Genomic DNA, 26,384 nt, shown 5'->3' with positions numbered 1-26,384 from the left:
AGGGGGGCGCCGACTTTCGGCCCGCGCTGCCGGGGCGGGATCACCAGGTGGGGCGGATCCGGCCGGGTGTGGCGAGCCGGGCCAGGGCGGCGCGGAGTCCTGCCAGCTCGGCCGGGGTCAGCGACTCGGCCCACGGCCGGAGAGTCTGTTCGGCGGCGGCGTCGGCGGCCCGGGTGCAGGCCTCGCCCTGTGGGGTGAGGACCAGGAGCCGGGCGCGGGCGTCGGTGGGGTGCGGGCGGCGCTCCACATAGCCCTTCTGGACGAGCTCGTCGGCCATCTGGCTGGCCGCCTGCTTGGTGATCTCCAGGTGTTCGGCGAGCTCGGTCACGGTGGCGCCGGCGCCGGAGAGCCGGGCGAAGGCGTAACCGTGTGCGGGCCGCAGGCCGGTGAAACCGCTGGCCCGCACCCCGGCGTCGATGCCGTCGACCAGCGCGCGGGCCGCGCTGAGCAGGAGCACCGGAAGGTCTTGGAGATCTCGTCGCACCGAATGAGTTTGACATAGAGGTCAAGTTGGTTGACTATTTGGTCAAGCAGCTTGACTAATTCTGGAGGAGACATGCCGATCTATCGCAGCGCTGACGCCACCGAGCACCGGATGCACGGGACGGTCTTTCGCGCCTTCGCCTCACCGTCGACCGGCAGCGCCGAGCTGTGTGCCTGGCGGATCGAGGTCGCTGCCGGCACGGCCGGCGTGCCGCACCGGGTGGGCCGCGACGAGGTGCTGATGATCTCGTCGGGCAGCCTGTCGGTCAGCCTCGACGGGGTCGTGGACCGAGTCGAGGCGGGCGACGTGCTGCTCGTGCCGTCGGGAACCGAGTTCCGGGTGGACAACGACGGGCCGGCGCCCGCGGAGGCCTGGGTGACCACGAGCGCCGGGTTCGCGGCCGTCCTGCCCGACGGCACCACCCTCACCCCGCCCTGGGCGAGCTGACCCGCCCAGCGGCGGTCAGGCGGGCGGTCAGGCCGCCGGGCGGAGGCCGGCCACGGCCTTCAGCTCCGCGTCGGTGAGGGGGCCGCGGGCCTCGGCGGCGAGGCACTCGGCGAGTTCGGTGCGGTTCTTGACGCCCAGCACGACGGTGGCGACGCCGGGGACGCTGAGGGCGTAACGGTGCGCCAGCGCCGCCGGGGACTCGCCGAGCTCCGCGGCCAGGTCGCGGAAGGGCCGGGCGCGGGCGAAGTCGATCGCCGCGGGATGCGTGGGCGGGACCTGGCGATCGAGGGCGCTGGTCAGCGACCCGGCGGCGACGACGCGGATACCGATCACCGCGACGCCGGCGTCTCCGGCGGCGCGGATCAGGGCGGCGTTGTCCGGGCGCACCGTGTCGCCGTGGATCCACAGGTCACCGCTCTGATCGAGGGCGTTCACGACGATCTGGGCAGCGTCGGGGCGCGGCGACGCGGAGAGGGCGTCCGTAAGCGGGACCGGGTCGCCGACGGCGGTGACGCCCCAGGCGCGGATCCGGCCCTCGCCGCGCAGGCTCTCGAAGGTCGGCACGATCTCGTCGCGGTAGCCGGCCGGGTCGACGGTGCCCGGCAGTGTCTGCCCCGCCCGGCGGAACTGGGTGTGCAGCAGGAACACGTCGAGGTGGTCGCGGCCCAGGCGGCGGAGGCTGTCGTGCAGGCTGCGGCGGATGCGGGCGGCGAAGTCGCGCCCGTCGTCGTCGGGCAGCTGCACCTTGCTGGTGATCATCACGTCGGGGGCGGGGCGGAGGCGCAGGGCCTCGGCGACGGCGTACTCCGATTCGAAACCGGTGCCGTAACTGGGCGCCAGGTCGAGCATGGTGACGCCGGAGTCGAGGGCGGCGTGGACGGTCGCGACCGCCTCGCTCCGGTCGGTGCCGCCCCACACCCCGGCGATGCCACCGCCACCGAGAGTGAGTGCGCTGACGTGTCCCAGCGAGCCGAAGTTCCGCAGTTCCATTATGGTCCTCCATCGTCGGCATCGGTCACCCCGACCGTAGAACCTGGAGCGCGCTCCCGATCAAGCGCGACCCCGGAACTCCTCGGCGCGTAGTCGCCGCTCCGGTGTCCACCAGGTGAATAATCCGTGCTTCCACGCGCTGGAACGTCGACGATGGCGTGGCGGGAGGGAGAGCGGTGGATGTCGTGACGCAGTGGGTGAGCACCGAGTGGACCAAGCGCTCCCGAGGCGGCCAGGGCGCCGCGCTCCGCAACGCGGTGCCCGTGCAATTTCGTCTCCCGGCCCGCCGGACCGGCCTGGTGCACGAGATATACGTCGCGGAGAGTAACGACTTCGTTCCCGTTGAGTCGATCGACATCATCCCGCCGGACCGCGAGCCGGGTTTCACCCGGTCCGGTCTGCGGCTGGTCCGCGCTGACAGGGGTGTGCGCGTCGAGTTGCTCCTGGCCCGCCACGGCGCCCCCGGCCGGACCCGCCGCCCACCGGCGGTGTGGCTGGGCCCGGGCCAGTGGCTGCGCTGGCAGGTGAACTATCGGATGTCGTGGCCGCTGATCGAAGGCGGCCGGTGGGAGTACCGCCAGGACACCCTCAACATCGCGGTGGGCCCGGCCGATCCGGAGCTGTTCTTCGGCGAGCCCACACGCCACGTCGATGAACGCGGTTTCCTGCGGTGACGCGGCCGCCTTACTTGCTCGGCTCGGGCACGTCGGGCACGTCGCAGGTGATCTTCGGGTTGACGCCCATCCAGTTGAGCGGGCCGGCGACGGTGGTGACGATGACCGTGCCCGCTTCCGCGCAACTGGCGTCCTTGCTGTCGGAGAAGTAGCCACGCTCGTACGCGGCGATGACGCCGAGCACGAGCCAGATGACGACAATGACCGCACCGATACGCATGAGAGCCTCCATAACCGGGATGAGCGGCAGATACCCCGGTGGAGGCGATCACTAAACGGGCCGGCGGGCCTGCAGGGTGTAGGTGTGCGGAAGGCGCGAAGGTTTCTCGGTGAGCTGCCACTCCTTGTTGTCGATCTGGCGCATCCGGCCGGGCAGCGCCTCCCACGGCACGCTCTGGTGCTCCTCGAGCCCGGTCAGAGTCAGGCCGGCTTCCAGGACGGCGGTGACGATCTCGCCGAGGCCGTGGTTCCACTCGTGCGTCACGGTGTGCTTGAACTCGTGGCCGGTCTCCACATAGGTGCCGGGCTCGTCGTAGATCTGCGGCTCGACGTGCTCGAAGTAGGGCTCGGTGAGAGCGAGCACCCCGTCGGTCCGGTAGTAGTCGAGAGCCCACAGCACCGGGTGCCCCTCCCGGATGAACAGCCGTCCACCCGGGGCGAGCAGCGATGCGACGGTCCGCGCCCACCGTTTGACGTCGGGCAGCCAGCCGAGGGCGCCGATCCCGGTGAAGACGAGGTCGAACTCGCCGTCCAGAACGGAACGGGCGGAATAGACGTCACTCTGGACGTAGTCGATCGACGCGCCGGCGCGGGCGGCGAGGGACCGGGCCTGCTCCAGGGACGCGCCGGAGAAGTCCAGCCCGGTCATGGTCGCCCCGAGCCGGCTCAGCGAGAGGGTGTCGGTGCCGATGTGGCACTGCAGGTGCACGCCGCGCAGCCCGGCCACGTCGCCGAGCCGCGGTAGGTCGAAACGGACCACGTCGCTCAGGTAGGACGGGTCGTCGACGAACTTCTGCACCTGGTAGCCGGGCGACGCCGCGTGGGGCGCCGCCCGTTCGTCCCAGTTGGCCCGGTTGATTTCGAGGTAGTCGGTCATGGCGCGGACAGTATGCGATTCGAGAACCAGAGCGCACTGCGTTTAGGCGTACGCCGCTGGGTCTCGTAATCGACATGCACCAGGCCGAAGCGTTTCGCGTACCCCTCGGCCCATTCGAAGTTGTCCATCAGCGACCAGGCGAAGTACCCGCGCACGTCCGCGCCCTGAGCGCGGGCGGCGGCGACCGCGTCGACGTGAGCGGCGAGGTACGCCGTCCGGTCCACGTCGTCGACGAACCCGCCGGCGTCGGGCCGGTCCGGGAAGACCGCCCCGTTCTCGGTGACCACCAGCGGGAACCCGTAGTCCCGGTGCAGCCGCAGCAGCAGCGTGGTGAACCGGTCCGGGGTGATCGGCCAGCCCAGGTCGGTCTGCGGCGCGTCCGGCTTGATCTCCCGCACCACCGGCCGCCCGTCCGCGTCCACCGTGTTGCCGTCGAGGTCGCGCCCGGCGAAGTCCTGCCCGAAGTAGAAGTTGACCCCGAGAAGGTCGATCGGCGTCCGCGAGATGATCTCCAGGTCGCTGTCGCGGACCGGCAGCTGGTGGCCGCGGGCCGCGAGGTCCTCGACGACGTCCGCCGGGTAGCGCCCGTGACGGAGCGGGTCGAGGAAGATCCGGGCGACGTTGCCGTCGGCCCGCCAGGCCGCCGCCATGTCCAGCGGATCGTCCGAGGCGGGGGTGGCGGTGCCGATGTTGAGCGGGATGCAGACGGTGTTGTCCGGCGTCTTGATCGCGTTGGCCACCAGTCCGTGCCCGAGCAGCAGGTGGTGGGTGGCGGCGACGGCCGCGCCGGTGTCCTTGCGCCCCGGCGCGAACACGCCGTACTCGTAGCCGAGATAGGCCACGCACCACGGCTCGTTGACGGTTCCCCAGTTGCGGACCCGGTCACCGAGAGCGGAGACGACGAGTTGCGAGTAGTCGGCGAACCGGTAGGCGGTGTCCCGGTTCGGCCAGCCGCCGGCGTCCTCCAGCTCCTGCGGCAGGTCCCAGTGGTAGAGCGTCAGCCACGGCTCGATGCCGTCGGCCAGCAACTCGTCCACCAGTCGGTCGTAGAACGCCAGGCCTTTCGGGTTGGCCGGACCGCGCCCGCCGGGCTGCACCCGCGTCCAGGAGGTCGAGAACCGGTAGGCGTTCACGCCGAGGCTCTTGATCAGCCGCACATCCGACGGCATCCGGTGGTAGTGGTCGCAGGCCACGTCGCCGGTCTCGCCGACGACCCGCCGGGCGAACGTGTCCCAGATCGACGGGGTTCGCCCGTCCTCGGCGGCCGCGCCCTCGATCTGATAGGCCGAGGTGGCCACGCCCCAGGTGAAGTCCATCAGCCCACCGGCTGCTCGGTCGGATGCAGCCAGCACGCGACGGTCCGGGCCGAGCCGTCCGGGGTGCCCGGCCGGCCGAGCACCGGGATGTTCCCGGCGCACGGATCGAACGCCTTCGGGCACCGCGGGTGGAACGAGCAGCCGGTCGGCATGCCCTTCAGGTCGGGCGGCGACCCGGGGATGCCGGTCAGCTCACGGCGCGGCCCGCGCAGGGCCGGAAAGGACCCCAGCAGACCCTTCGAGTACGGGTGGAGCGCGTCCCGATAGATGGAGCCGGCCGGGGCCTCCTCGACGATCCGCCCGCCGTACATGATCGCGATCCGGTTGGAGAACTCCACCAGCAGCGACAGGTCGTGGGTGATGAAGATGACCGAGAAGCCGAGCCGTTCGCGCAGTTCGATGAGCTGGCCGAGGATCTGCCGCTGCATCACCACGTCGAGGGCGGTGGTCGGCTCGTCCATGATGACGACCTGTGGCTGCAGGATCAGCGCCATGCCGATCATCACGCGCTGCCGCATGCCGCCGGAGAGCTGGTGGGGGTAGGCGTCCATCCGGTCCGGTGAGATGCCGACCAGCTTGAGCATCTCCCGGGCCCGGGCGTTGCGGCTGTGCTCGCTCATCGTCGGCTCGTGCGCCCGGAGCACGTCGGTGAGCTGGGTGGAGATCTTGTGTACCGGGTTGAGGGAGTTCATCGCGCCCTGGAACACGATCGCCGTCTCGGCCCACCGGAAGGACCGCAGCTCCCGGTCGCTGAGCCCGAGGACGTCGTAGGGGTCGCCCTTCTCCGGGTGGTAGACGACCTGGCCGCCGGTGATGACGCCGGGCGGGGCGAGCAGCCGGGTCAGCCCGTAGGCGAGGGTGGACTTGCCGGAGCCGCTCTCACCGGCGAGGCCGAGCACCTCGCCGCGGTGGAGGGTCAGGTTGACGTCTCGGACCGCGCGGACGGCCTGCTCGCCGAGGCCGTACTCGACGTTCAGGTTGCGGATCTCCAGGACCGGCTGGGTCATGGTGCGACCTCCTTGCGTACGACCGGCGTCGCGCCGTGCGGGTCGACGCCCGGGACCGGCCGGGCGCGGGTGTGCGGTTCGGGCGAGTTGCTGAGCACGGGGGTGAAGCCGATACGCATCCGTACCGTCCGCCCTGACGTGGTCTTGATCCTGGTCTTGCCGGCGCTGCGTAGCCGCGGGCTGACGAACTCGTCGATCCCGAAGTTGATCAGGGAGAGCGCGGTGCCGAGGAGCGCGATCGCCAGGCCGGCCGGCACGAACCACCACCAGGCCGACTGCGCCAGCGCCTGCTGGCCCTGCGCCCAGAACAGGATCGTGCCCCAGTTCCAGGTGGTGTTCGAGGTGACGCCGATGAAGGCCAGGGTGATCTCGGAGAGCACCGCGAAGATGACCGTGCCGACGAAGCCGGAGGCGATCACCGCGGTCAGGTTGGGCAGCAGTTCGAAGCCGATCACCCGCCAGGTCCGTTCGCCACTGGCACGGGACGCCTCGACGAAGTCACGCCGGCGCAGCGACAGGGTCTGCGCGCGCAGCACCCGGGCGTTCCAGGACCACGAGGTCAGGCCGATCACCAGCGCGATCAGCCAGTCCTCGGCGTTCTCCAGGGTGGACGTGATGATGATGATCAGAGGCAGCGCGGGGATCACCAGGAAGACGTTGGAGAGCGCGGAGAGGCCCTCGTCGGTCTTGCCGCCGACATATCCGGCGGTGACCCCGATGAGCACCGAGAGCACGGTCGCCACGATGCCGGCGAAGAAGCCGACGAACATGACGCTGCGGGTGCCCACCAGCAACTGGCTGAAGACATCCTGGCCCAGGTGGGTGGTGCCCATCCAGTGGTCGGCCGACGGTGGCTGGACGAGGTTGCCGCCGCGTGCGCCCGGATCGTACGGCGCGATCCACGGCCCGATGATCGCCAGCAGTACGTAGACGCCCAGGATCACCAGTCCGGTGGTGGCCTTGCGGTTGGAGACGAACCGGAACCGCTGCCGTTTCGCCTTGGCGGGTCTGCCGGTCTCGGGCTGGGCCATCGACCCCTGGCCGGGGATGACCTGCTCGATGCTCGAGGTGGGGATCGTCATAGGTCAGCCCTCCTTGCGGGTGCGCGGGTCGAGGAGCAGGTAGGCGATGTCCGCCAGCAGGTTCGCCACCAGCACCGAGATCGTGATGATCAGGAAGACGCCCTGCATGAGTGGGTAGTCGGAGGCGCCCAGCGCCTGGAACAGCGCGAAGCCGACGCCCGGGTAGGAGAAGACGATCTCCACCAGCAGCGTGCCGCCGACGATGAACCCCAGCGAGAGCGCGAAGCCGGAGACGTTGGGCAGCAGCGCGTTGCGTGCCGCGTAGCTCAACGCCACCCGCCGGTCGGACAGGCCCTTGGCGTGCGCGACGGTGATGTAGTCCTCGGACGACACGGTCACCATCATGTTGCGCATGCTGAGGATCCAGCCGCTGACCGACGAGATCAGGATGGTCAGCGCGGGCAGCAGGCTGTGCTGGATCGCGCTCGGGACGAAGTACTGGTCCCAGGCCGGCACCAGGCCGCTGTCGAAGCCGCCGGAGGACGGGAAGAAGCTGTCCGGGCCGGTCAGCAGGTAGATCGCGATGATGCCGAGCCAGAAGTAGGGCACCGATGAGAGGAACGTCGTCACCGGCAGCAGGCCGTCGGTCCACGAGCCGCGCCGCCAGCCGGCCAGCACGCCCAGCCCGGTGCCGAGGAAGAAGCTGATCACCGTGGTGATGCCGACCAGCAGCAGCGTCCACGGGAGGCTCTCGCTGATGATCTCCGAGACCGGGGTGGGGAAGAACGTGAACGACAGCCCCAGATCGCCGCTGAGCAGCTGCTTCCAGTAGCTGACGTACTCGTCCCAGATGCCGGCTTCCTTGTCCAGGCCGAACAGCACGTAGAGCGACTCGATCGCCTTGCTGCTCAGCTGGCCCTGGTACTTGGTGACCAGCGCCTGCACCGGGTCGCCCGGGATCATCCGGGGGATGAAGAAGTTCAGCGTGATCGCGGCCCACGCGGTGAACAGGTAGAACGCGAGGCGCTGGAGGAAGTACTTCACGAGGCCACCCCCGCGGCGGAGCCGGGCCGCTCGGCGGCGACCGTGGCCTCGTCGTACAGCCAGCAGGCGGCCCAGTGGCCGGGCGCGTCGCCGATGGTGAGGCGGACCGGCAGGTCGGTGGTGCAGCGCGGCATCGCCATCGGGCATCTCGGGTGGAAGCGGCACCCACTCGGCGGGTGGATCAGGCTCGGCGGCTCGCCGTTGCCGCGGTCCTCCTCCGCGACGTCGACGTCGCCGGTGAGCCGGTCCGGGTCCGGGGCGGAGTCGATCAGAAGCCGGGTGTACGGGTGGGCCGGCGACTGGGTGACGGTCTCGCTGTCGCCGCCCTCCACCATGCGCCCGGCGTACATCACCATGGTCTCGTCGGCGAAGTAGCGGGCCGAGGCGATGTCGTGGGTGATGTAGAGGATCGCCAGGTTGAGGCGGTTCTTGAGGTCGCGCAACAGGTTCAGCACACCGAGCCGGATGGAGACGTCGAGCATGGACACCGGCTCGTCGGCGAGCAGCGCCTCGGGCTCGGCGCCGAGCGCCCGGGCGATCGCGACGCGTTGCCGCTGGCCGCCGGAGAGCTCGTGCGGGAACTTGTCCAGGTACCGCTCCGGCGGGGTGAGCGAGACGCGCTCCAACAGCGCGTGCAGAGCCTGCTCCAGGTCGGCGGCGGTCTTCCCGGCGTTGTCGTGGATCTTGAGGGCCCGGGTCAGGTGGTATCTGATGGTGTGCACGGGGTTCAGCGAGGCGAACGGATCCTGGAAGATCATCTGAACTCGCGAGCAGTACCTCCGGAACGCCGCGCCCGACGTGACCTTCGTCGACACGCCGTGCAGCCGGATGTCGCCATCGGTACGGGGATAGAGCTGGGCGAGCAGCCGGGCCACGGTGGACTTGCCCGAGCCGGACTCGCCGACCAGAGCCACCACCTGGCCACGGCGGAGCATGAGGGACACGTCATCGACGGCGTGAACCGCGTCGTGCCGTGAGGAGAAGAGGTCGCGCAGCCGGCGGCGGACGGGGAAGTGCTTGGTCAGGCCGATCGCCTCGAGCACCACCTCGTCGGCCGGCGCCTTGGCTTCCGGGATCGACGTCATGCCGGTGTCCTTTGAACAGCACAGTTCTCGTGCACGGGGAAGTGGGCGCCCCGGAGGTTCCTCGGGGCGCCCACGAGGCGATCAGGAGTTGGCGGGCTGCAGCTTCAGGACGACCATCAGCGAGGCGGCCTGCGTGGGCTGCGCGGGCGCGTACGAGTCCGCGTCCGTGGGCCAGCCGATCCAGTTCTTGGTGCTGTACGCGGCGCCGACGTTGTCCGAGCCGATCGGCAGCATCGGAGCCTGCTCCACGAAGATCTTCTGGATCGTGGCGAGGGCGGTCTTGCGGGCCGTCTCGTCGGTGGCGTTCGAGTACGCCTTCAGCGCCGCGGTCGCCTCCGGGCTCTGGAAGCGGCCGAAGTTGCCCTGCTGCGCGGGGGTGCCGAGCGGCTTGTAGAGGTCGCCGTCCATCACCGTCTGGTAGATGTCGAACGGCGTCGAGCCACCGTTGGTCCACCGCACCGAGCCCTCGAAGTCGCCCTTCTGCACGTTGGCGTCCCAGACGGTCTGGTTCGGCTTCTCCACCGTCGCGGCGATGCCGATCTCAGCCAGGTTGCTCTTGATGATCTCCAGCGTGGTCTGGTAGTCGGACCACGGCGCCGGGTCGGAGAGCTTGATGGTGACCGGCTGGCCGCTCTTGTCCTTGAGGGTGGTGCCCTCCAGCTGGTAGCCGGACTCGGTCAGCAGCTTCTTGGCGCCCTCGACGTCGACCGTGAAGGTCTTGCCCTTGTACTCGTCGGCGATGTAAGCGTCACCCGCGCCCTCCGGCAGGCCCGTGACGCTCTTGATCTCCGGGTGGAAGTAGCCGGCCTCGGCCTGGACGAAGATGTCGTTCCGGTTGATCACCATGTTCATCGCGCGGCGCAGGGCCGGGTCGTCGAACGGCTTCTTCGTGGTGTTGAGGTAGAGGCCGTGGATGCCCAGCACGCCCGGCGCCCACACCTTGTAGTGCTCCGGGTCCTTGGAGACGAAGGTCTGCTGGTAGTTCGGGATGAAGACGAAGCTCCACTCGGACTGCCCGCTGGCCAGGGCGGTGGCCTGCGCGTTGTTGTCGGCGTAGGAGGTGTAGCGCAGCTCCTTCACCTTCGGCGCGGTGCCCCAGTAACCGCTCTCACGGGCGCCGAGGATCGCCGCCTGCTGGCTGAACGACTTCAGGGTGTACGGGCCACTGCCGACTGGGTCCTTGATCGGGTCGGCGGCCGGGTCCGCGATCTTCTCCCAGACGTGCTTCGGCACGATCGGGGTCTGCCCGATGACCTTGTGGTGCGTGGTGAACTGGGAGGACGTGAAGGTCATCTTGACCTTGTTGCCCTCGGCGGTGATCTGGTCGTACGGAATGGCGAAGAGGTTGAGCGCCTCGTTGCTCTTGATCAGGTTGTGGGTGAACACCACGTCCTCGGCCGTCAGCGGCTTGCCGTCGGACCAGGTGGCGCCGTCGCGGATGACCAGGTCCACCGTCTTGTAGTCGGCGGACCAGGTGATCGAGCTGGCCAGCCACGGGGTCAGCGGGTCGGACGGCTTGGTGTTGTTCCACTGGCCGAGGGGCTCGTAGAGCATCCACCGGTAGCCGAGCGAGGCGGCGGCCGAGGTCTGGACGAACGGGTTGTTGCTCTCGGTGACCGTGCCGTTCGGCATGCCGATCGACAGGAATCCGGCCTGCTTGCTGTTCTCGGCGTTCCGGTTGGCGTTCGGCGAGTCGCTGCTGCAGGCTGTGAGCCCGCCGCTGGCGAGTACGCCGGCCAGGGCGACCGCGAAAAGCCTTCTTCTCTGCATCGAGATACTCCTCGGGAAAGTCATGGCGGGTGAAGGGGTGAGAGGGGTGAGGGCTGCCCGGAGGCGTGCGGCATCGCGCGGCCGGCGTGGGGCCGGTCACGGGTGCCATCGAGTTCCGGCCGTGGGCGGCCGGTGAACGGTGCGAACCTGCTGGAGTGGCGGAGAGGTCTAGGACTCGCGGACGGTGAAGGTCGCCGGGATGATCGTCGGCCGGTTCGGCAGCGGCGTGCCCTCGAAGTGGGCGAGCAGCGTGCGGGCCGCCGCCTCGCCCATCTCGCGCATGGGCTGGTGGACCGTGGTGAGCGGCGGCTGGGTGTGCGCCGCCATCGGGATGTCGTCGAAGCCGACGACCGAGACGTCCTCCGGGATGCGCCGGCCGGCCTCCAGGAGCGCCTGCATGGCGCCGGCCGCGGAGATGTCGTTGTGGCAGAAGACGGCGTCGAACTCGACACCGTTCGCGATGGCCTGCTGGATCGCGTCGGCGCCGCGCTCGAAGGTGAAGTCGCCGAGCAGGATCCGGTCCTCGGTGACCGGGTGGCCGGCGTCGGCGTAGGCCGCGGTGAACCCGTCGCGGCGCTGCTGGGTGCAGCCGAACCGGGATGGGCCGGTGATCATGAGGGGCCGCTGGCGCCCGACCTGGAGAAGGTGCCGGGCGGCCGAGCCCGCGCCGCTGTGGTTGGTCGTGCCGACGCTGGGAATCTGCCCGGACATCTGGTCGCGGTCGTCGATCAGCACCATCGGCAGGCCCCGGGCGTGCAGGGTGGCGATGTAGTCGAGGGTTCCCTCCGGCTCGATCACCAGCAGTCCGTCGAAGGACTTGGACGCCACCTGCGCGGTGAACTGGCGCATCGAGTCGGCGCCGCGGTTGCAGGTGAACAGGAGCAGGCCGTACTCCTCCGCTTCGAGGACGTCGACCGCGCCCTGCACCACCTCGCCCATCCACGGCCAGGTCAGTGAGGGGACGAGCATGGCCACCACCCGCGTCCGCCCCCGGGCCAGGTTGACCGCCCGCGAGCTGGGGACGTAACCGAGTTCCTCGATGACCGCCCGGACCCGCGCGGCCGTCGACTCGTCCAGCTCACCCTTGCCGTTGAGAACCCGGGACACAGTGGTCTTGCTGACCTGGGCCCGGGCCGCCACGTCGGCGATGGTGATAGGCACGCTCGCTCCTAGGTGTTGCCAGTGGTGTTGCCTTTGGGTTTCGGAACCGGTTTCGGGACCGGTTTCGGCAGTCAACCGCAGTGAGGGCGGTCACGTCAACGTGCCGAGCGACCTATTTCGATTTCAAGACGGTAACCGCGTTGGTGAATCCACCTTTATCAGTAACCATCGCTAGATTCGGGAGAACCACCCCGAGCGGGGCGTCGATCACCAGATCCGCATAAGGTTCGCCGCGGGTCACGCCTCGGTTCACGATCGCCACCCGGATCCCGTCCCGGACCGCCCGCAGCACGAACCGGCGACCCGACATGACGGTCAGCGACGACCCCAGAACGAGCAGCGTCCGCGCGCCCGCGACCAGCGAGAACGCCCGCGACACCCGGTCCGGCGGCACGGTCTCGCCGAAATAGACCACGTCCGGCTTGAGGACCCCGCCGCAGGACCGGCAGTCGACCACCCGGAATCCGTCCACCTCGGCGTCGTCGAGCTCCACGTCGCCGTCCGGGTTCACGCCCGCGGCCACCGCCGCGAAGCCCGGGTTCGCCGCGGTCAGCCGCTCCTCCAGGTCGGCGCGCCCGGACAGCTCACCGCAACCGAGGCAGACGACCCGGGCCAGATTGCCGTGCAGCTCGATCACGTCCCGCGCGCCGGCCGCCTGGTGCAGCCCGTCCACGTTCTGCGTGATCACCCCGGCCAGCAGGCCCCGCTCCTGGAGGCGGGTCACCGCCCGGTGCCCGTCGTTGGCGCGGGCCCCGCCGATGGTCCGCCAGCCCAGATGGCTGCGCGCCCAGTAGCGGCGCCGGGCCAGCGGGTCGCCGGTGAAGGTCTGGTAGGTCATCGGCGAGCCACGCCGGGCCGTCCCGGAAGGACCCCGGTAGTCCGGGATCCCCGAGTCGGTCGAGAGGCCCGCGCCACTGAGCACGGCCACGCCGCCCTCGGCGACCCACGCGTCCAGCAGCGCCAGCTGCTCCACCACCTGAAGGTCCATACCCACAATGGTCCCTCCCTCGGGTGACCGTGCGAGCACCCCGTAAGGGTGGCGGTGACGCGTTCCACCGGTGCGCGTGCAGGGGCATGCGAGTAGGTTGACAAATGTGATCACGGTCTCGCAGCCGGCCGCTCGTCCCTGGGACGGGCAGCGGATTCTGCGTTTCCTCACCGGACTGGCGATGCTGGCCCTCGCGGTCACCCTGCGCCTGCCCGCACCGGCGATTCCCGTCGCCACGGCGGCTCCCGCCGCGCCGGCCGTCGTGGCGACGGTGGCCGAGGTCGCGGCCCCCGATCCGGAGACCTACGAAGCGGACCGGGTCGAGTCCGAGCCCGCTCCGATCGCCGTCGCCGACGCCGCGACGGTGACGTTCACCACCCGTATCCCCCGTGGCGAGATGCCGGGGGCCACCGGCTCCCGCGCGCCCCCGGCCCTCTGACGGGTCCACCCGGACCCGTCGCCGCCGGCTGTCGACCGACCTAACTGGGGGTGCTCCATGGAATCCGTCCTGCAAGCCTTTCTGAGCGCGGTGCCGCAGGCCACCGCGATCTGGCTCACCATCCTGCTCGCCCTGGCCGTCGCGGTCGCCGCCGCGGCCGTGCCCCGCGGCGTCCACGCGCCCGAACCGGCCACCGAGGAGAACCGGTTCGCCGCACTACTGGAGGCCGAGGCGGCCGAGGCGGCCGAGGCGGCCGCCCGCCGCCGCGCCGAGTGGCTGGCCGCCCAGCAGGCGGTCGACGAGACCTGGGCGGCCTACGAGCAGGCGTCCGAGACGACCCGCCGGATGGCCGCCACCACCGCGTTCCCACTGATGAGCCGCCGCCGCAAGCCGGGCGACAACATCGACCGGCAGCGCTACCTGCATCGGGCCGCCACCGAACTGTGCCGGACCCAGGACCTGTCGATCGCCCAGCTCAACGACGTGTTCGCACACCGCGGCTGGAACCCCCGGCTGCACCCGGTGCAGCAGGAGGCGGCCCTCTACAACGCCGTCCGCGAGCACCGCTTCGAGGCGTACCGGCAGGCCGTCGAGACCGAACGCGCCGCCTGGCGCGGCGCCGAGGCCGCCGCCGAGACGCTGCGCGGTCTGCGTGCCGACGCGGCCGCCGCCCGCCTGCGCGGCCCCGAGGCGGAACAGGCCGACCAGCGGCGGACCGAGCAGTGGACACCCACGGAACTGCCCGCCGCCGCCTGACGTCCACCCCGGAGCCGCGCACCGTTCCCAGCGGACTGTGACAGCCGCCGGGTAACGTGGCCGGGCGGGGCGGCGGCGGTGATCGGCGAGGAGGCGATGGTGACGATAACTCCGGCGGGTGGATCCTCGCCTGTGGTCCGGGTGCACCGGGCCGCCCTGATCGAGGACGCCGTCCACGAGATGGTCGAGCGCCGCCTGCGCGTGCGCGGCTGGAAGCCGTACATCACCGCGTACACCGGTTACGGCGCTCCCGGCTGGGCCCGGGTGATGGCCCGCGTGCTGCTGGCCCGTCCCGGCACCGTCAGCAGGCGCCGGGAGAAGGTCCGCGGCTGGCGCAGCTTCACCACCACCCCGGTGAGCAGCGCCCTGGTCCGCATCGAACTCGGCGACACCGTCACCGAGGCACGGACCGACCGCAGCGGCTACCTCGACGTCAAGGTCAAGGGTGACCTCGATCCCGGCTGGGGCTGCGCCCGGCTCTCCACCGAGGGCACCGTCCCCATCGAGGCGCCGATCCGGGTGATCGATCCGGCGGTCAAGTTCGGCGTCGTCTCCGACATCGACGACACGGTCATGGTGACCACCCTGCCGCGTCCCCTGCTCGCCGCCTGGAACACGTTCGTCCTCGACGAGCACGCGCGCGCCGCCGTCCCCGGCATGGCCGTGCTCTACGAGCGGCTGGCCAACGCGAACCCCGGCTCGCCCGTGGTCTACCTCTCCACCGGCGCGTGGAACGTGGCGCCCACCCTGACCCGGTTCCTCAGCCGCCACCTCTACCCGGCCGGACCGATCCTGCTCACCGACTGGGGTCCCACCCCGGACCGCTGGTTCCGCAGCGGCCAGGAGCACAAGCGCAAGTCGCTGCGCCGTCTCGCCGAGGAGTTCCCGGACGTCCGCTGGCTGCTCATCGGCGACGACGGCCAGCACGACCAGGAGATCTACTCCGAGTTCGCCCGCGAGCACCCGGAGAACGTGGCCGCCGTGGCGATCCGCCGGCTGTCTCCGACCCAGGCCGTGCTGGCCGGCGCGATCCCCGGCCCGTCGGAGACCGCCGAGGTCGTGCCGTCCGGCGGCAAGACCTGGTTCTCGGCCCCCGACGGCGCCGGGCTCTGGTCGCTGCTGCGCGACACCCACCTGGTGCCGAAAAGCCAGAAGAGCCACTGATCGCGGAAGCCAGTGATCAGGCGGGGTCCTCCAGCTCAGGTTTGGTGGCCGCCTCGGCCAGCCGCTCGTGCAACCGGCCCCGGATCTCGTCCGGTGTGTACGCCCGGCGCTTCCGCTCAGCGCGTGCGATCACCGCACCCGTCGCCGCGACTCCCGCCAGCCCCGCCAGTCCCGCTATCTTCCACCAACGCATCAGCCGAGAATAGACATGTGGGAGCAGAACTCAGCCTTGATGAGGCCATCGACCTGACCCGTACGGGCGACATCTGGATCTTTCGCGGCCGTTCGGGCCCGGACCGGGCCATCCAGACCCTGACCAACAGCCCGGTGAACCACGTCGGCATGTCCCTGGTGATCGAGGACATGCCACCGCTGATGTGGCACGCCGAGCTCGGCAGATCGTTGCCGGACATGTGGTCCGGGGGATTCCAGCGCGGCGTCCAGCTGCACGATCTGCGTGACGCAGTCACGGTGTGGGCCCGGCGGTACGGCCAGCGCGGCTGGCTGCGGCAACTCGACCCCGGCGTGACCCGGGTGATGGAGGACAAGGCGCTGAAGACCGTCGCCCGCCTGGACGGCACCCCGTTCCCGTCGACCTCGCACCTGGCCCTCCGGTGGGCGCGCGGCCGGGTGCCGCAGATCCGGCTGCCCTGGCAGGACCGGCGACCCAGCGACGCGACCCTGGAGAAGGCGTACTGCGCCGAAGTGGTCGCGGTCACCTACGAGGACATGGGGTTGCTGCCGCGCGGGCGCAAGGCCAACTGGTACGACCCGGGCCGCTTCTGGAGCGGCGACGAACTGGAACTCTGCGCCGGATTCACCCTGGGGGAGGAGATCGCGGTCCGCGTGCCCGAAGCCTGACCCGCCGCGAGCGGCGCAGAATGACCCCATGGGTACGCGTGCGCCCGCACCGTCCGGATCGAACTCGACCTCTACGCCGTCCCGGCCGGCTGACCGGCGCTCCGAACGGGGCGCCGGCAGGCCGAACGCCGAAGGTGGGGCGGAAAGCAGTTCGGCCGCCGCGTGAGCGACGGCCGAACTTTGACTGAGCTGAAACGGTGGTCCGGTCAGCGACCGGTGCGCCGGCCGCCACCCCGGGACGAGAACGCTGCCGCTCCGCCACCGGCCGAGGTGGGACGCTGCTGGGGCGTACCCGATCGGTGGTCCGAACCGGATGCACGGGTCTGCCCGGAACCGGCCGCCCGTGCCGGGCCGCGCTGGGCCCGGCCTGTCCCGCGGGCCTGACCCGTGCCGGCCGCCCGTTCGCCGCCGCGTTCCTGGCCGGCGCCTCGCGGCTTGCCCGCACCCTGGTCGCCGACGTTGTTCTGGCGTGTGCCGCGCCCCTGGCCGCCCTGGGAACCGGTGGCGGAGGAACCCGGCGAGGCGCCGGTGCCGGCGCCGCGGCGGGGCCGGCGTGAGCGAGCCCGTGAGTTGTCCTCCGCCGGTGAGTCCGCGGATTCGTTCCGGCGGGCGGGACCCGCCTGACGGCTCTCCGGCGCCGCGGGCGCCGGGGTGACGAAGACGCGCTCGCCCGGTGCCAGCTCGGCGAGCAGGGTGTCGCCCGGCCGGGTACGGGTGGTGACCGGCCGGATGCCCGCCTTGCGCGTCAGGTCGCGCACGTCGGCCTGCTGCTCGTCGGACATCAGCGTGATGACCGTGCCGCGGTTGCCGGCCCGCGCGGTCCGGCCGGACCGGTGCAGGTAGGCCTTGTGCTCGACCGGCGGGTCGGCGTGGATGACCAGGCTCACGTCGTCGACGTGAATGCCCCGGGCCGCGATGTCGGTGGCGACCAGGGTGCCCGCGGTGCCGTCGGAGAACGCCGACAGGTTGCGGTTGCGGGCGTTCTGCGCCAGGTTGCCGTGCAACTCGACGGCCGGGACCCCGGCCGCGTTCAGCTGCCGGGTGAGCACCTTGGCGCGCCGCTTGGTGCGGGTGAACACCACCGTGCGCCCGGGCGCCGACAGCAGCTCGACCAGGATGTTGAGCCGGTCGTCGTCGCGGACGTGCAGCACGTGGTGGTCCATCTCGACCGGTGCCTGGGCAGCCGAGTCGACGTGGTGCGTGACCGGCTTGCGCATGAATTTCTGCACCAGCACGTCCACCCCGTTGTCCAGGGTGGCCGAGAAGAGCAGCCGCTGGCCGCCGGCCGGGGTCTGCGACATCAGCCGCCGCACCACCGGAAGGAAGCCGAGGTCGGCCATGTGGTCGGCCTCGTCGAGCACGGTCACCTCGACCGCGTCGAGTGAGGCGTGCCCGCTGCGGATGTGGTCGTCGAGCCGGCCCGGACAGGCCACCAGCACGTCGACGCCCGCTTTCAGGGCCTTGATCTGCGGGTTCGGCCCGACGCCGCCGAACACCACGAGAGTGCGCAGCCCGGCCGCGTCAGCGAGCGGGCGCAGCGTCGCCTCGATCTGGGTGGCCAGCTCGCGGGTGGGCGCGAGGATCAGCGCCCGCGGGCGGCCGGGCCGTGTCGGGGTCTTGGAGGTGGCCAGGCGGGCCACCAGAGGGATCACGAACGCATACGTCTTGCCCGATCCGGTGCGCCCCCGTCCCAGAACGTCGCGGCCGGCCAGTGTGTCGGGCAGGGTGGCCGCCTGGATGGGGAACGGGGTGGTGATCCCGAGCCGCGTGAGTGCCGTGTTGAGGACGGCGGGCACGCCGAGCTCGGTGAAGGTCGTCATAAAAATGGAAACTCCGGATGGTCGACTGCTGATCACTGTAGCTCGGCACACTCTGCAACCGCCTCGCACCTCGAGGCGAACCTCGTGGCACTCAGCACCATTCATCTTTTCCTCAGCGCCGGAGATCCCCCCACCGGCCGGTACCTGAGGAGACCTCTGATGAGCGGTGAGACACCGGCCATCGAGCGGCGTGGCGAGGACATCGTCCGGGCGAACATGCCGCTCGTCGGGCACCTGGTCCGGGAAATGCTCGCTCGCGTTCCCGCGCACGTCAACCGAGATGACCTTCTGTCGGCAGGTTACGCCGCCCTGGTGGCCGCCGCTCGCGGCTTCGACCCGGAGCGCGGCGTGCCCTTCCCGCGGTTCGCGGCGGCCAGGGTACGCGGCGCGCTGCTGGACGAGTTGCGCGGTCTGGACTGGGCCAGCCGGTCGGTACGGCAGCGGGCCCGGCGTACCGACGCCGCCCGGCAGGAGCTGACGGCCGAACTGGGCCGCACCCCGACCGTGCAGGAGGTGGCCGACAAGCTCGGCTGCACCGTGGAGGACATCGAGCACGGTGAGGGCGATGTGCACCGCGCCACCGTCTTCAGCCTCCAGGGGTTCGCGACGACGACGGCCGACGACATCGTCACCGAGCCGGGCGCCGGCCCGGAGGAGATGCTGCTGCGCCGGGAACGGTTCGGCTACCTGCGGCACGCCGTCGACGCGCTGCCGGAACGGCTGCGGGTGGTGGTGTCCGGTTACTTCTTCGAGGAGCGCCCGATGGCCCAGATCGCCGCCGACCTCGGCGTCAGCGAGTCCCGGGTGTCGCAGTTGCGGGCGGAGGCGCTGGTCCTGCTCCGGGACGGGCTGAACACCCACCTCGACCCGGCGCTGGCGGCGGAGAACCCGCCGAAGGAGGGCTGCGTGGCCCGTCGGCGTGCCGCGTACTACGACAAGATCGCGAATCGGGGCACCCTGCGGTCCCGGCTCGCCATGACCAGCCTGGACGGCTTGCCGGTAGCGGTCGGCTAAAAGGACTTCACCGGTGGTGCGGGGCCCGCCGCGGTTCGTGGCGGGCCCCGAAAAACTCATGCGTTGGCGCAGGTGCCGGCCTTCTTCTGGGCGGCGATCGCCTTCTCGGCGCCCATCTTGTAGAGGGCGAGGCCCTCCTTGGCCGGCTCCAGCTTCCAGGCGTCCTGCTCGTAGACCATGACGTACGACTGGGCCGCGACCAGCTGCTTCGCGATCACGATGGCCTTGTCGGTGCCCTCCATCCGGGCGCTGGTGAGCTGGATCGCCAGCCCCTTGCGCGAGCAGGCGGTGTTCAGCTTGACGTAGTCGTCCTTGCTGATCGACTGCTTGCCGGCCGAGGTGTACATCTCCCACGCGCCGGCGAAGTCGCCCCCGCTGAACCGGTCGAACACCGTCTGCGCGGCGTTCTTCGCGCCTTCCAGGGTCTTCTGCTCAGGTCCTCCGGCGGCGGCCGCGGCGGCGGTGTCGCCGGCGGGTTCCTTGCTCTCCTCGGAGCAGGCGGCGGAGAAGGTGAGGGTGGCAACCGCGGCGAGGGCCAGGGCGCCGAGACGTCGGTACGGGAGGTGGTTGTCCATGTCCCGGTTAATGTCTCGCGGCCGCTACGCGTAACGGGCCCGGCGTGTCGTTGACGGGTTCCGGACACTTGTGCCCCGGACCGTAACCCGTCGGGCCTCGGCTATTCTGGTCGTTTGCCGATCGCTTCGCGGCTAATACAGAATGTATTCACGGAAACACGGAATGTATCCCCAGAGGCACCGAAGGTCTTCCCAGAAACACAGAAGGCAACCATAAGAATGGCTGCCGGACGCCGGAATGATAGCACGAAAAGGGGCGACTTTGTCAAGCTCGAACGCCGACGTCGATTCCGAGCAGGCGTACTTGACCGCGCTCTACCAGAGACTGGATCAATTGCGTGAGCAGGCCGACAACCGGTTACGCGGGATCCTGCTGGAGGCGGGCGGCACCCCGCAGGGCCGGACCCAGCGGGAGGCCACCCGCGCCCACTATGCCGAGCAACTGGCACAGTTCAATTCCGTCGAGAACGGCCTCCTGTTCGGGCGCCTCGATTTCTCGACGGCCCCGCATCCCCGCTACATCGGCCGGATCGGGCTCTTCGCCGAGGACCGCGACCGGGACCCCCTTCTGGTGGACTGGCGCGCCCCGGCCGCCCGGTCGTTCTATCTCGCCACCGCGGTCAACCCCGACGGTGTCCGGCGGCGGCGGCACCTGCGCACGCGCGGGCGCGTGCTGACCGGCATCGACGACGAGGTCCTCGATATCTCCGCCGGCGACGGCACCGGCCGCGAGGACGTGACGGGTGAGGCGGCGCTGCTCTCCGCGCTGACCGCGAACCGGACCGGCCGGATGCGCGACATCGTCGAGACCATCCAGGCCGAGCAGGACGAGGTGATCCGCTCCGGGCTGCCGGGTGTGCTGGTCGTGCAGGGCGGGCCGGGCACGGGCAAGACCGCGGTCGCCCTGCACCGGGCGGCGTACCTGCTCTACACCTATCGCGAGCAGCTCACCCGCACCGGTGTGCTGATCCTCGGGCCGAACACCACCTTCCTGCGCTACATCTCCCAGGTGCTGCCGTCACTGGCCGAGACCGGTGTGCTGCTGGCCACCCTCGGCGACATGTTCCCCGGGGTCCGCGCCCGCGCCGTCGAGCCGCCGGCCACCGCCGCTCTCAAGGGCTCGCTGCACATGCTGGACGTGCTGGACAACGCGGTCGCCGACCGGCAGACCGTGCCGGACGAGTTCGTCGAGGTCGACCACGACGGCTACCCGCTGCGCATCGACCGCGCCGTGCTGGAGGACGCCCGCTCCGCGGCCCGCCGCTCGGAGCGTCCGCACAACGTGGCCCGGCAGATCTTCGTCACCGAGGCCATCCACCAGCTCTCTCGGCAGATCGCCGAGCGGATCGGCGCCGACCCGCTCGGCGGCGAGAACCTGCTCTCCGAGGCCGACCTCGCCGAGACCCGCCGGGAACTGCGCGAGGACGTCGACGTGCAGGCCGCGCTCTTCGAGTTCTGGCCGGTGCTCACCCCGCGCCAGGTGCTGCGTGACCTGCTCAGCGACGCCGACCGCCTGGAGTCGGCCGGCTGCACACCGGAGGAACGCGCGCTGCTGCTGCGCGACCGGTCGGCCGGCTGGACGCCGGCCGACGTGCCGCTGCTCGACGAGCTCGCCGAACTCCTCGGCATCGACGACACCCTCAAGGTGCGCGAGCAGCAGCGTCAGAGAAGGGCCGCCATCGAGTACGCCGAAGGCGTCCTGGAGATCGTCGAGGGTTCCCGGTCGCTCGACTTCGAGGACGAGGGCGCTGAGAAGGACGAGATCCTGTCCGCGCTCGACGTCGTCGACGCCGGCGCGTTCGTCGAGCGGCACGAGGTGATCGACACCCGGACCGCGGCCGAGCGGGCGGCGGCCGACCGCACCTGGGTGTTCGGGCACGTGATCGTCGACGAGGCGCAGGAGCTCTCGCCGATGGCCTGGCGGCTGCTCATGCGACGGTGCCCGAGCCGGTCGATGACCGCGGTCGGCGACGTCGCCCAGACCTCCGAGCTGGCCGGCACCACCACCTGGGAGCAGGTCTTCGAGCCGTACGTGGCGCAGCGCTGGCGACTGGTCGAACTGAGCGTCAACTACCGGACCCCGTCCGAGGTGATGGCGGTCGCGGCCGACGTGCTCGCCGCCGTCGACCCCGCGCTGCGGCCGCCCCGGTCGGTCCGTTCGGCGGGTGTGTCGCCGTGGGCGCGGCGGGTGGCGCCGGCCGCTCTCGCCGTCGAGCTGATCGCGGACGTCCGCAAGGAGGCCGCCCTCAGCGAGGAGGGCCGCCTCGGCATTCTGGTGCCGGAGAGTCTGGAGGCCTCGCTCGGCGCCGAGCTGGTCGCCTCGGTTCCCGGCGCGGCCGTGGGGGAGCAGCCCGACCTGCTCAACCACGTCGTCCTGATGACCGTTCGGCAGGCCAAGGGCCTCGAGTTCGACTCGGTGCTGGTGGTCGCCCCGGACGAGATCATCGCCGAGTCGCCGCGCGGCCTGTCCGACCTCTACGTCGCCGTCACCCGTGCCACCCGCCGTCTCGGCATCCTGCACACCACCGACCTGCCCAAGGTGCTGTCCTCCCTGGCCTGACCCCGCTCACCCGCGTGCCGGCCGGGCGCGCTCCGTGGGCATGACGATGGGCTCGGCGTCGAGAAGACGCCGAGCCCATGTTCATGAAGGTGTCAGGCGACCTGCTGGACCGGCTTGAAGCCACGGCCGATCGCGGTGTGACCGTGGGCGTTGGTCATCGCCAGACGGCTCTGCATGGTGGTGTTGCTGGCGATGTTGGCGTAGTAGGAGGCGCGGCGGCGGGCCGTGATGCTCTCCGGGTTGTCCGGGACCGGCGCCATCTCCGGGTTGAGGTGGGTGTTGAGGCCGTCGCGCAGCAGCGACAGGGCCTCGGCGCGCAGCTGCGACACGCGCGACTCGGTGACACCCAGGTCGGCGGCGATGTCCGCCATCGGGCGCTCCTGGAGGAAGTACTCGTTGACGACGGTCTGCAGGCGCTCCGGCAGCGAGCCGATGGCGTGGTGCAGGTAGCCGATCTGCTCGCGGCGCAGCAGCATCTCCTCCGGGCCCGGGTCGCGCTCGGTGACCAGGTCGTCGGCGCTGCTGGTGGTGAAGCCCTGCAGCGAGAGCACGGTGGCGCGCTGCACGTCGGTGTCGGTCTGGTGCAGCTCGGTGGTGGTGGTGCCGAGCGCCTGCGCCAGCTCCTCCGGCGACGGCTGACGGCCCAGCGTGGTGGTGAGCTGCTGGCGGGTCACGTCGGTGTTACGGGCCTTGGACCGCACCGAGCGGGTCGCCCAGTCCAGGGCGCGCAGCTCGTCGAGCAGGCCGCCGCGGATCCGGGTGCCGGCGAAGCGGTTGAAGGGGACGCCGCGGGCCGGGTCCCAGCTGCGGGCGGCGGTGACCAGGGCGTGCAGGCCGGCGCTGGTCAGGTCGTCGCGGTGGATGTGGTTGGGGATACGGCTGAGCATGTCCCGCACCAGGTGGCCGACCAGCGGCATGTGCGTGCGGATCAGTTCCTCCTGCTCCGCGACGGAGAGCACGGGCGTGGCGGAAGCGGTGTCGGCGATCATGTCGGCAGCGGTCGTCACGGTGCTGGTCATTTTTGTTTCCCCCGGTTGCTCGTCGGCGCCCCTGGCTGGGTGGCACCGGCTGACAAGAGAAACTTTCAACCTCGGAGGGTGCACGTTCCGGTCACGGACAGTTGCGTACCGGTTGCATCGGATCGCTGTACCTCGCGATGGCCTTCCATCGGCGCGCGAGGCGGCTGGTTGAGGCTTCTGCCGGAGGTGGGGCAAGGTGTCGGCATGGATCTGAGCGACACGGGTGCGGCCGTCACCCTCATCTCCGGCCTCGTGGTCTTGACCGGGGTGATCGGTGTGCTCGTGCCGGTGCTTCCCGGACTGCTGCTCACCTGGGTGGGAGTGTTGATCTGGGCGATCCTCGGCGACGGCTCCGGGGGCGCGCGGCTGACCGTCGCGGTGGTCGCCACGGTGATCGCCGGCGCCGGGTTGGTGATCAAATTCCTGTGGCCCGGCAAGAAGCTCAAGGACACCGGTGTGCCGGCCCGCGCCGTGATGGCCGGCGGCGTGCTGGGCCTGGTCGGCTTCTTCGTGGTGCCGTTCGTCGGCCTCGTGCTGGGCTTCGTGCTCGGCGTGTGGCTGGTCGAGCTCAACCGCCTGGGTTCGGAGCGCGCCTGGCCGTCGACCCGCTCCGCGATCGCCGCGGTCGGCCTGTCACTGCTGGTGGAGTTGGCCTCGGCGCTGCTGATCGCGGTGGTCTGGCTCTTCGGCCTGGCCTTCGCCTAACCGGCCCGGGCTTCACCGGGCCTGGAATCGCCGCGGGTCTCGCCGGCTTCGCGGGTCAGGCGGCGCCGGCGTCGCTGGGTGAGCAGCAGCAGGAGCGGGACGGCGGTCAGCGTGGCCGCCACCGACACCGCCGCGACCACGGTGAACCCGGTCGGCCCGGACGGGTGTGCGGCGCCGGCTGCCTCGGCGGCCTGGCCGTCCCCGCTCGCCGCGGGGCTCGCGGAAACCGCCGCCGACGCGGCGGCCACCTCCTCCGGGGTGACCAGATGTCCCACCGAGGAACCGGACGGCAGAGCGAAACCCCAGTCCAGCAGTGCGGCGCCCTGTTCCCAGCCGCGCAGCGGACGCGCCTCGGCCCCGAGCAGGGTGGCCACCAGAGTCCGCCCGTTGCGGGTGGCGGCGCCCACGTAACTGTGCCGGGCCAGGGTCGTGAACCCGGTCTTGCCGCCGAGCGCCCCCGGGTAGTTGTAGATCAGTTTGTTCTCGTTCTGGAACTGGAAACCGCCCACCTTCGGTTTCGTCTGGGCGGGCATCTTCGCGATCCGCGTCAGCACGTACCTGCGGAAATCGTCGCTGGCGAAACACACCCGGGCGATCAGCGCGAGATCGTACGCGCTGGTGAATTGTCCTTGGCCGTCCAATCCGGACGGAGTCACCGCATGGGTCTGGCGGGCGCCGATCTCGGCCGCCTTGGCGTTCATGGCCGCGACGGTCCGGGCCTGCCCGTCGTCGCCGCCACCACCGGCCAGCCGGGCGAGGGCGTTGGCGGCGTCGTTGCCGGAGTTGAGCATCAGACCGAGCCAGAGCGTCGAGATCTGGTAGGTGCCGCCGACCACCAGGCCGACCGCTGAACTGCCCGGCTCGATGTTCAGATCGCCCCGGGTGACGGTCATCTTCTGGGCCGGGTCGAGCTGATTGATCGCGGTCGCGGCCAGGAGCATCTTCTGCACGCTGGCCGGGGTCTGGTGCACGTGCGGGCCGCACGCGCCGAGCACCTGGCCGGAACCGAGGTCGGCGACCAGCCAGGTGGTCGCGGTGAGCGCGGGCGGCGGCGGGCTGCCCTCGGGAACGACCAGGCCGTGCGTGGCGAGGGCCGGACCGCCGACCGCCATGTCATCGGCGACCTCGGCCGGCGGGGTGGGCCGGGGCGGCATGCTCGGCAACGCCACTTTGGGCTTGGGGCAGGGGATCTCGGGGGCGACGGCGCTCTTCGCCGGTCCGGCGCCGTGCGTGAGGCCGGCCTTGTTCGCGGAAGCGGCGGCGGGAGCGGGCACGGTCAGCAGGGCGGCGGTAAGCGCGGCGGTCACCGCGGCCACGACGGCTTTCACGGCCAGCGATCTCCGGCGGCCAGCCGCCGGTCCAGCAGGGTCTGCAACGGAATCGTCTCCCCGTCGCCCCCGCCCGCGCCGACGATCAGGCGCGCCAGACTCGGCGACAGGTCGGCGCCGACGAACCGGGCCCGCAACGACGGGGCGACGGTCAGGACGTAGTACTCCCCGTCCTCGCCGACGGCCACCGAGCGGTCGGATTTCAGGTACCACCCGCGGACGTGTGTCTGGTACGTCGACCGGCCGTCCAGGCTGCGGGCGGTCAGCGCGTGCGGCCGCAGCCCACGCTCGCCGGCCTGGTGGACGAACTCGTCGAGCAGCGCCTCGGCGCGGCGCGCCTCCGCGGTCCGGTCCGCTTCCAGGGCGGCGGCGCGGACGGCGACGGCCCGCCGCTGCTCCTCGCGCCAGGAAGCCTGCTCCTCCTGCATGGCGCCGACCCTAACGTGGGACCCCCGGCGACGGCCAACCGGGCTTTCGGCGGATTCGGCGCCCATTCCCGGCCCCATTCCGATAACTGGTGGGAAAGAATTGCCGGATCGCGGTCAGGAGTTGCGCGGTGGACCTGTCGCGCGCCAGACTGGGCGCGGTTGAATTATTCTTCTCGGGAGTCGTTATGGCGCGGCAGGTAATCACCACCCTGATCGACGATCTGGACGGCAACAAGGCGGATCGGACGGTCGAGTTCAGTCTCGACGGCGTCGGCTACACGATCGACCTTTCCGAGGCCAATGCCGGAAAGCTGCGTAAGGCGCTGGACCCGTTCATCAGTGCGGGCACGCGCCTGGGTCGCACCACGTCGGGGCGTATCCCGTCGCGTGGCGCCGCTCCGGTGCGCACCGCCGGTTCGCGTGACGAGAACCGGCTGGTCCGCGAGTGGGCGATCAGCAACGGGCACAAAATCTCCGAGCGGGGCCGCATTCCGCAGGAGGTCAGCAACGCCTACCGGGCGGCACACGGCCGCTGATTCCGCGACGGTTGTCGCCGTGCCGGTGCTACACCGGCACGGCGCGTGACCGCGTCCCGTGCTGCACCCGTACCGGCGATAACGGGTGGTAAACG

28 protein-coding genes are annotated in these 26,384 nt (G+C 70.8%); 10 read left to right on the top strand and 18 right to left on the bottom strand.

Features of this window, described 5'->3' with window-relative positions:
* Positions 1–40: 40 nt before the first annotated feature.
* Positions 41–484 carry a MarR family winged helix-turn-helix transcriptional regulator gene (locus tag QLQ12_RS23500; RefSeq protein ID WP_282762495.1) on the bottom strand — a complete coding sequence of 148 codons (444 nt, stop codon included), beginning with the start codon at positions 482–484 and terminating at the stop codon, positions 41–43.
* 72 nt (positions 485–556) lie between these two features.
* Between QLQ12_RS23500 and QLQ12_RS23495 the strand changes: the two genes are divergently transcribed.
* Positions 557–931 carry a cupin domain-containing protein gene (locus QLQ12_RS23495; RefSeq protein WP_282762493.1) on the top strand — a complete coding sequence of 125 codons (375 nt, stop codon included), beginning with the start codon at positions 557–559 and terminating at the stop codon, positions 929–931.
* A 27-nt stretch (positions 932–958) separates the two neighbouring features.
* Here the strand turns inward: QLQ12_RS23495 and QLQ12_RS23490 are convergent, their stop codons facing one another.
* Positions 959–1,921: an aldo/keto reductase gene (locus QLQ12_RS23490; RefSeq protein ID WP_282762491.1), complete on the bottom strand. Its 963-nt coding sequence runs from the start codon at positions 1,919–1,921 to the stop codon at positions 959–961.
* A 185-nt stretch (positions 1,922–2,106) separates the two neighbouring features.
* Between QLQ12_RS23490 and QLQ12_RS23485 the strand changes: the two genes are divergently transcribed.
* Positions 2,107–2,595 (top strand): hypothetical protein, encoded by a 489-nt coding sequence (locus tag QLQ12_RS23485; protein ID WP_282762489.1) that lies wholly within the window; start codon positions 2,107–2,109, stop codon positions 2,593–2,595.
* Positions 2,596–2,605: 10 nt separating this feature from the next.
* Here QLQ12_RS23485 and QLQ12_RS23480 read toward each other — a convergent pair whose 3' ends face one another.
* The 10 genes from QLQ12_RS23480 to QLQ12_RS23435 all read right to left on the bottom strand — a co-directional run bounded on the left by QLQ12_RS23480 (position 2,606) and on the right by QLQ12_RS23435 (position 13,084).
* Positions 2,606–2,815 carry a hypothetical protein gene (locus QLQ12_RS23480; protein WP_282762487.1) on the bottom strand — a complete coding sequence of 70 codons (210 nt, stop codon included), beginning with the start codon at positions 2,813–2,815 and terminating at the stop codon, positions 2,606–2,608.
* Positions 2,816–2,866: 51 nt separating this feature from the next.
* Positions 2,867–3,691 carry a class I SAM-dependent methyltransferase gene (locus QLQ12_RS23475; protein WP_282762485.1) on the bottom strand — a complete coding sequence of 275 codons (825 nt, stop codon included), beginning with the start codon at positions 3,689–3,691 and terminating at the stop codon, positions 2,867–2,869.
* The gene (locus QLQ12_RS23470) at positions 3,688–5,007 is read right to left on the bottom strand and encodes a GH1 family beta-glucosidase (protein ID WP_282762483.1); all 1,320 of its coding nucleotides are present in this window, start codon (positions 5,005–5,007) and stop codon (positions 3,688–3,690) included. The genes QLQ12_RS23475 and QLQ12_RS23470 overlap by 4 nt, the downstream gene beginning before the upstream one ends.
* Positions 5,007–6,014 carry an ABC transporter ATP-binding protein gene (locus QLQ12_RS23465; protein WP_282762480.1) on the bottom strand — a complete coding sequence of 336 codons (1,008 nt, stop codon included), beginning with the start codon at positions 6,012–6,014 and terminating at the stop codon, positions 5,007–5,009. The genes QLQ12_RS23470 and QLQ12_RS23465 overlap by 1 nt, the downstream gene beginning before the upstream one ends.
* A complete protein-coding gene (locus tag QLQ12_RS23460; RefSeq protein WP_282762478.1) occupies positions 6,011–7,096 on the bottom strand; it encodes an ABC transporter permease in 1,086 nt (361 codons plus the stop codon). Before QLQ12_RS23460 ends, QLQ12_RS23465 begins: the two co-directional genes overlap by 4 nt.
* Before the next feature lie 3 nt (positions 7,097–7,099).
* Positions 7,100–8,080: an ABC transporter permease gene (locus tag QLQ12_RS23455; RefSeq protein ID WP_282762476.1), complete on the bottom strand. Its 981-nt coding sequence runs from the start codon at positions 8,078–8,080 to the stop codon at positions 7,100–7,102.
* Positions 8,077–9,165, bottom strand: a complete 1,089-nt coding sequence (locus QLQ12_RS23450; protein WP_282762474.1) for an ABC transporter ATP-binding protein — start codon at positions 9,163–9,165, stop codon at positions 8,077–8,079. Before QLQ12_RS23450 ends, QLQ12_RS23455 begins: the two co-directional genes overlap by 4 nt.
* 81 nt (positions 9,166–9,246) lie before the next feature.
* The gene (locus QLQ12_RS23445; protein WP_282762472.1) at positions 9,247–10,935 is read right to left on the bottom strand and encodes an ABC transporter substrate-binding protein; all 1,689 of its coding nucleotides are present in this window, start codon (positions 10,933–10,935) and stop codon (positions 9,247–9,249) included.
* Positions 10,936–11,103: 168 nt separating this feature from the next.
* On the bottom strand, positions 11,104–12,096 hold the full coding sequence (locus tag QLQ12_RS23440; RefSeq protein ID WP_282762470.1) for a LacI family DNA-binding transcriptional regulator: 993 nt from the start codon (positions 12,094–12,096) through the stop codon (positions 11,104–11,106).
* A gap of 112 nt (positions 12,097–12,208) precedes the next feature.
* Positions 12,209–13,084, bottom strand: coding sequence for an NAD-dependent protein deacetylase (locus QLQ12_RS23435; RefSeq protein ID WP_282762469.1), 876 nt, complete (start codon positions 13,082–13,084; stop codon positions 12,209–12,211).
* A gap of 106 nt (positions 13,085–13,190) precedes the next feature.
* Here QLQ12_RS23435 and QLQ12_RS23430 point away from each other — a divergent pair, with 106 nt between their 5' ends.
* The 3 genes from QLQ12_RS23430 (at position 13,191) to QLQ12_RS23420 (ending at position 15,443) form a co-directional block, all read left to right on the top strand.
* On the top strand, positions 13,191–13,523 hold the full coding sequence (locus QLQ12_RS23430; protein WP_282762468.1) for a hypothetical protein: 333 nt from the start codon (positions 13,191–13,193) through the stop codon (positions 13,521–13,523).
* A 57-nt stretch (positions 13,524–13,580) separates the two neighbouring features.
* Positions 13,581–14,279, top strand: a complete 699-nt coding sequence (locus QLQ12_RS23425; RefSeq protein ID WP_282762467.1) for a hypothetical protein — start codon at positions 13,581–13,583, stop codon at positions 14,277–14,279.
* 96 nt (positions 14,280–14,375) lie between these two features.
* Complete coding sequence (locus QLQ12_RS23420) at positions 14,376–15,443, top strand: App1 family protein (RefSeq protein WP_282762466.1); 1,068 nt, start codon at positions 14,376–14,378, stop codon at positions 15,441–15,443.
* A 16-nt stretch (positions 15,444–15,459) separates the two neighbouring features.
* On the opposite strand, the gene QLQ12_RS23415 is transcribed toward QLQ12_RS23420, so the two are convergent.
* Positions 15,460–15,636, bottom strand: coding sequence for a hypothetical protein (locus QLQ12_RS23415; RefSeq protein WP_282762465.1), 177 nt, complete (start codon positions 15,634–15,636; stop codon positions 15,460–15,462).
* Positions 15,637–15,653: 17 nt separating this feature from the next.
* On the opposite strand from QLQ12_RS23415, the gene QLQ12_RS23410 reads away from it, so the two are divergent.
* Positions 15,654–16,304 carry a hypothetical protein gene (locus QLQ12_RS23410; protein ID WP_282762464.1) on the top strand — a complete coding sequence of 217 codons (651 nt, stop codon included), beginning with the start codon at positions 15,654–15,656 and terminating at the stop codon, positions 16,302–16,304.
* A 206-nt stretch (positions 16,305–16,510) separates the two neighbouring features.
* On the opposite strand, the gene QLQ12_RS23405 is transcribed toward QLQ12_RS23410, so the two are convergent.
* A complete protein-coding gene (locus QLQ12_RS23405; RefSeq protein ID WP_282762463.1) occupies positions 16,511–18,124 on the bottom strand; it encodes a DEAD/DEAH box helicase in 1,614 nt (537 codons plus the stop codon).
* Between the two features lie 159 nt (positions 18,125–18,283).
* Between QLQ12_RS23405 and QLQ12_RS23400 the strand changes: the two genes are divergently transcribed.
* On the top strand, positions 18,284–19,138 hold the full coding sequence (locus QLQ12_RS23400) for a sigma-70 family RNA polymerase sigma factor (protein WP_282762462.1): 855 nt from the start codon (positions 18,284–18,286) through the stop codon (positions 19,136–19,138).
* Positions 19,139–19,194: 56 nt separating this feature from the next.
* On the opposite strand, the gene QLQ12_RS23395 is transcribed toward QLQ12_RS23400, so the two are convergent.
* Positions 19,195–19,713, bottom strand: a complete 519-nt coding sequence (locus QLQ12_RS23395) for a hypothetical protein (RefSeq protein ID WP_282762461.1) — start codon at positions 19,711–19,713, stop codon at positions 19,195–19,197.
* Positions 19,714–19,951: 238 nt separating this feature from the next.
* On the opposite strand from QLQ12_RS23395, the gene QLQ12_RS23390 reads away from it, so the two are divergent.
* A complete protein-coding gene (locus tag QLQ12_RS23390) occupies positions 19,952–22,273 on the top strand; it encodes a HelD family protein (protein WP_282762460.1) in 2,322 nt (773 codons plus the stop codon).
* A gap of 92 nt (positions 22,274–22,365) precedes the next feature.
* Here QLQ12_RS23390 and QLQ12_RS23385 read toward each other — a convergent pair whose 3' ends face one another.
* On the bottom strand, positions 22,366–23,292 hold the full coding sequence (locus tag QLQ12_RS23385; protein WP_282762459.1) for a sigma-70 family RNA polymerase sigma factor: 927 nt from the start codon (positions 23,290–23,292) through the stop codon (positions 22,366–22,368).
* A 204-nt stretch (positions 23,293–23,496) separates the two neighbouring features.
* On the opposite strand from QLQ12_RS23385, the gene QLQ12_RS23380 reads away from it, so the two are divergent.
* Positions 23,497–23,997, top strand: coding sequence for a DUF456 domain-containing protein (locus QLQ12_RS23380; protein ID WP_282762458.1), 501 nt, complete (start codon positions 23,497–23,499; stop codon positions 23,995–23,997).
* Here the strand turns inward: QLQ12_RS23380 and QLQ12_RS23375 are convergent.
* Together QLQ12_RS23375 and QLQ12_RS23370 are read right to left on the bottom strand one after the other, a co-directional pair.
* Positions 23,994–25,325 (bottom strand): D-alanyl-D-alanine carboxypeptidase family protein, encoded by a 1,332-nt coding sequence (locus QLQ12_RS23375; protein WP_282762457.1) that lies wholly within the window; start codon positions 25,323–25,325, stop codon positions 23,994–23,996. The genes QLQ12_RS23380 and QLQ12_RS23375 overlap by 4 nt on opposite strands.
* On the bottom strand, positions 25,322–25,753 hold the full coding sequence (locus QLQ12_RS23370; protein ID WP_282762456.1) for a hypothetical protein: 432 nt from the start codon (positions 25,751–25,753) through the stop codon (positions 25,322–25,324). The genes QLQ12_RS23375 and QLQ12_RS23370 overlap by 4 nt, the downstream gene beginning before the upstream one ends.
* A 185-nt stretch (positions 25,754–25,938) precedes the next feature.
* Here QLQ12_RS23370 and QLQ12_RS23365 point away from each other — a divergent pair, with 185 nt between their 5' ends.
* Entirely contained in the window at positions 25,939–26,289 is a 351-nt protein-coding gene (locus QLQ12_RS23365; protein WP_282762601.1) for a histone-like nucleoid-structuring protein Lsr2, read from the top strand.
* Positions 26,290–26,384: the final 95 nt, after the last annotated feature.

It is taken from the genome of Actinoplanes sandaracinus, from assembly GCF_030009775.1.
GTDB lineage: Bacteria > Actinomycetota > Actinomycetes > Mycobacteriales > Micromonosporaceae > Actinoplanes > Actinoplanes sandaracinus.
This window is presented reverse-complemented; position numbering and strand designations above follow the sequence as displayed.

Bases quoted from the DNA above. Each gene is read 5' to 3' on its own strand.
- QLQ12_RS23465 (WP_282762480.1), bottom strand. From the start codon at position 6,014: ATGACCCAGCCGGTCCTGGAGATCCGCAACCTGAACGTCGAGTACGGC.
- QLQ12_RS23495 (WP_282762493.1), top strand. From the start codon at position 557: ATGCCGATCTATCGCAGCGCTGACGCCACCGAGCACCGGATGCACGGG.
- QLQ12_RS23475 (WP_282762485.1), bottom strand. From the start codon at position 3,691: ATGACCGACTACCTCGAAATCAACCGGGCCAACTGGGACGAACGGGCG.
- QLQ12_RS23425 (WP_282762467.1), top strand. From the start codon at position 13,581: ATGGAATCCGTCCTGCAAGCCTTTCTGAGCGCGGTGCCGCAGGCCACC.
- QLQ12_RS23480 (WP_282762487.1), bottom strand. From the start codon at position 2,815: ATGCGTATCGGTGCGGTCATTGTCGTCATCTGGCTCGTGCTCGGCGTC.
- QLQ12_RS23385 (WP_282762459.1), bottom strand. From the start codon at position 23,292: ATGACCAGCACCGTGACGACCGCTGCCGACATGATCGCCGACACCGCT.
- QLQ12_RS23380 (WP_282762458.1), top strand. From the start codon at position 23,497: ATGGATCTGAGCGACACGGGTGCGGCCGTCACCCTCATCTCCGGCCTC.
- QLQ12_RS23435 (WP_282762469.1), bottom strand. From the start codon at position 13,084: ATGGACCTTCAGGTGGTGGAGCAGCTGGCGCTGCTGGACGCGTGGGTC.
- QLQ12_RS23490 (WP_282762491.1), bottom strand. From the start codon at position 1,921: ATGGAACTGCGGAACTTCGGCTCGCTGGGACACGTCAGCGCACTCACT.
- QLQ12_RS23370 (WP_282762456.1), bottom strand. From the start codon at position 25,753: ATGCAGGAGGAGCAGGCTTCCTGGCGCGAGGAGCAGCGGCGGGCCGTC.
- QLQ12_RS23470 (WP_282762483.1), bottom strand. From the start codon at position 5,007: ATGGACTTCACCTGGGGCGTGGCCACCTCGGCCTATCAGATCGAGGGC.
- QLQ12_RS23415 (WP_282762465.1), bottom strand. From the start codon at position 15,636: ATGCGTTGGTGGAAGATAGCGGGACTGGCGGGGCTGGCGGGAGTCGCG.
- QLQ12_RS23450 (WP_282762474.1), bottom strand. From the start codon at position 9,165: ATGACGTCGATCCCGGAAGCCAAGGCGCCGGCCGACGAGGTGGTGCTC.
- QLQ12_RS23445 (WP_282762472.1), bottom strand. From the start codon at position 10,935: ATGCAGAGAAGAAGGCTTTTCGCGGTCGCCCTGGCCGGCGTACTCGCC.
- QLQ12_RS23365 (WP_282762601.1), top strand. From the start codon at position 25,939: ATGGCGCGGCAGGTAATCACCACCCTGATCGACGATCTGGACGGCAAC.
- QLQ12_RS23460 (WP_282762478.1), bottom strand. From the start codon at position 7,096: ATGACGATCCCCACCTCGAGCATCGAGCAGGTCATCCCCGGCCAGGGG.
- QLQ12_RS23390 (WP_282762460.1), top strand. From the start codon at position 19,952: ATGATAGCACGAAAAGGGGCGACTTTGTCAAGCTCGAACGCCGACGTC.
- QLQ12_RS23420 (WP_282762466.1), top strand. From the start codon at position 14,376: ATGGTGACGATAACTCCGGCGGGTGGATCCTCGCCTGTGGTCCGGGTG.
- QLQ12_RS23395 (WP_282762461.1), bottom strand. From the start codon at position 19,713: ATGGACAACCACCTCCCGTACCGACGTCTCGGCGCCCTGGCCCTCGCC.
- QLQ12_RS23400 (WP_282762462.1), top strand. From the start codon at position 18,284: ATGAGCGGTGAGACACCGGCCATCGAGCGGCGTGGCGAGGACATCGTC.
- QLQ12_RS23405 (WP_282762463.1), bottom strand. From the start codon at position 18,124: ATGACGACCTTCACCGAGCTCGGCGTGCCCGCCGTCCTCAACACGGCA.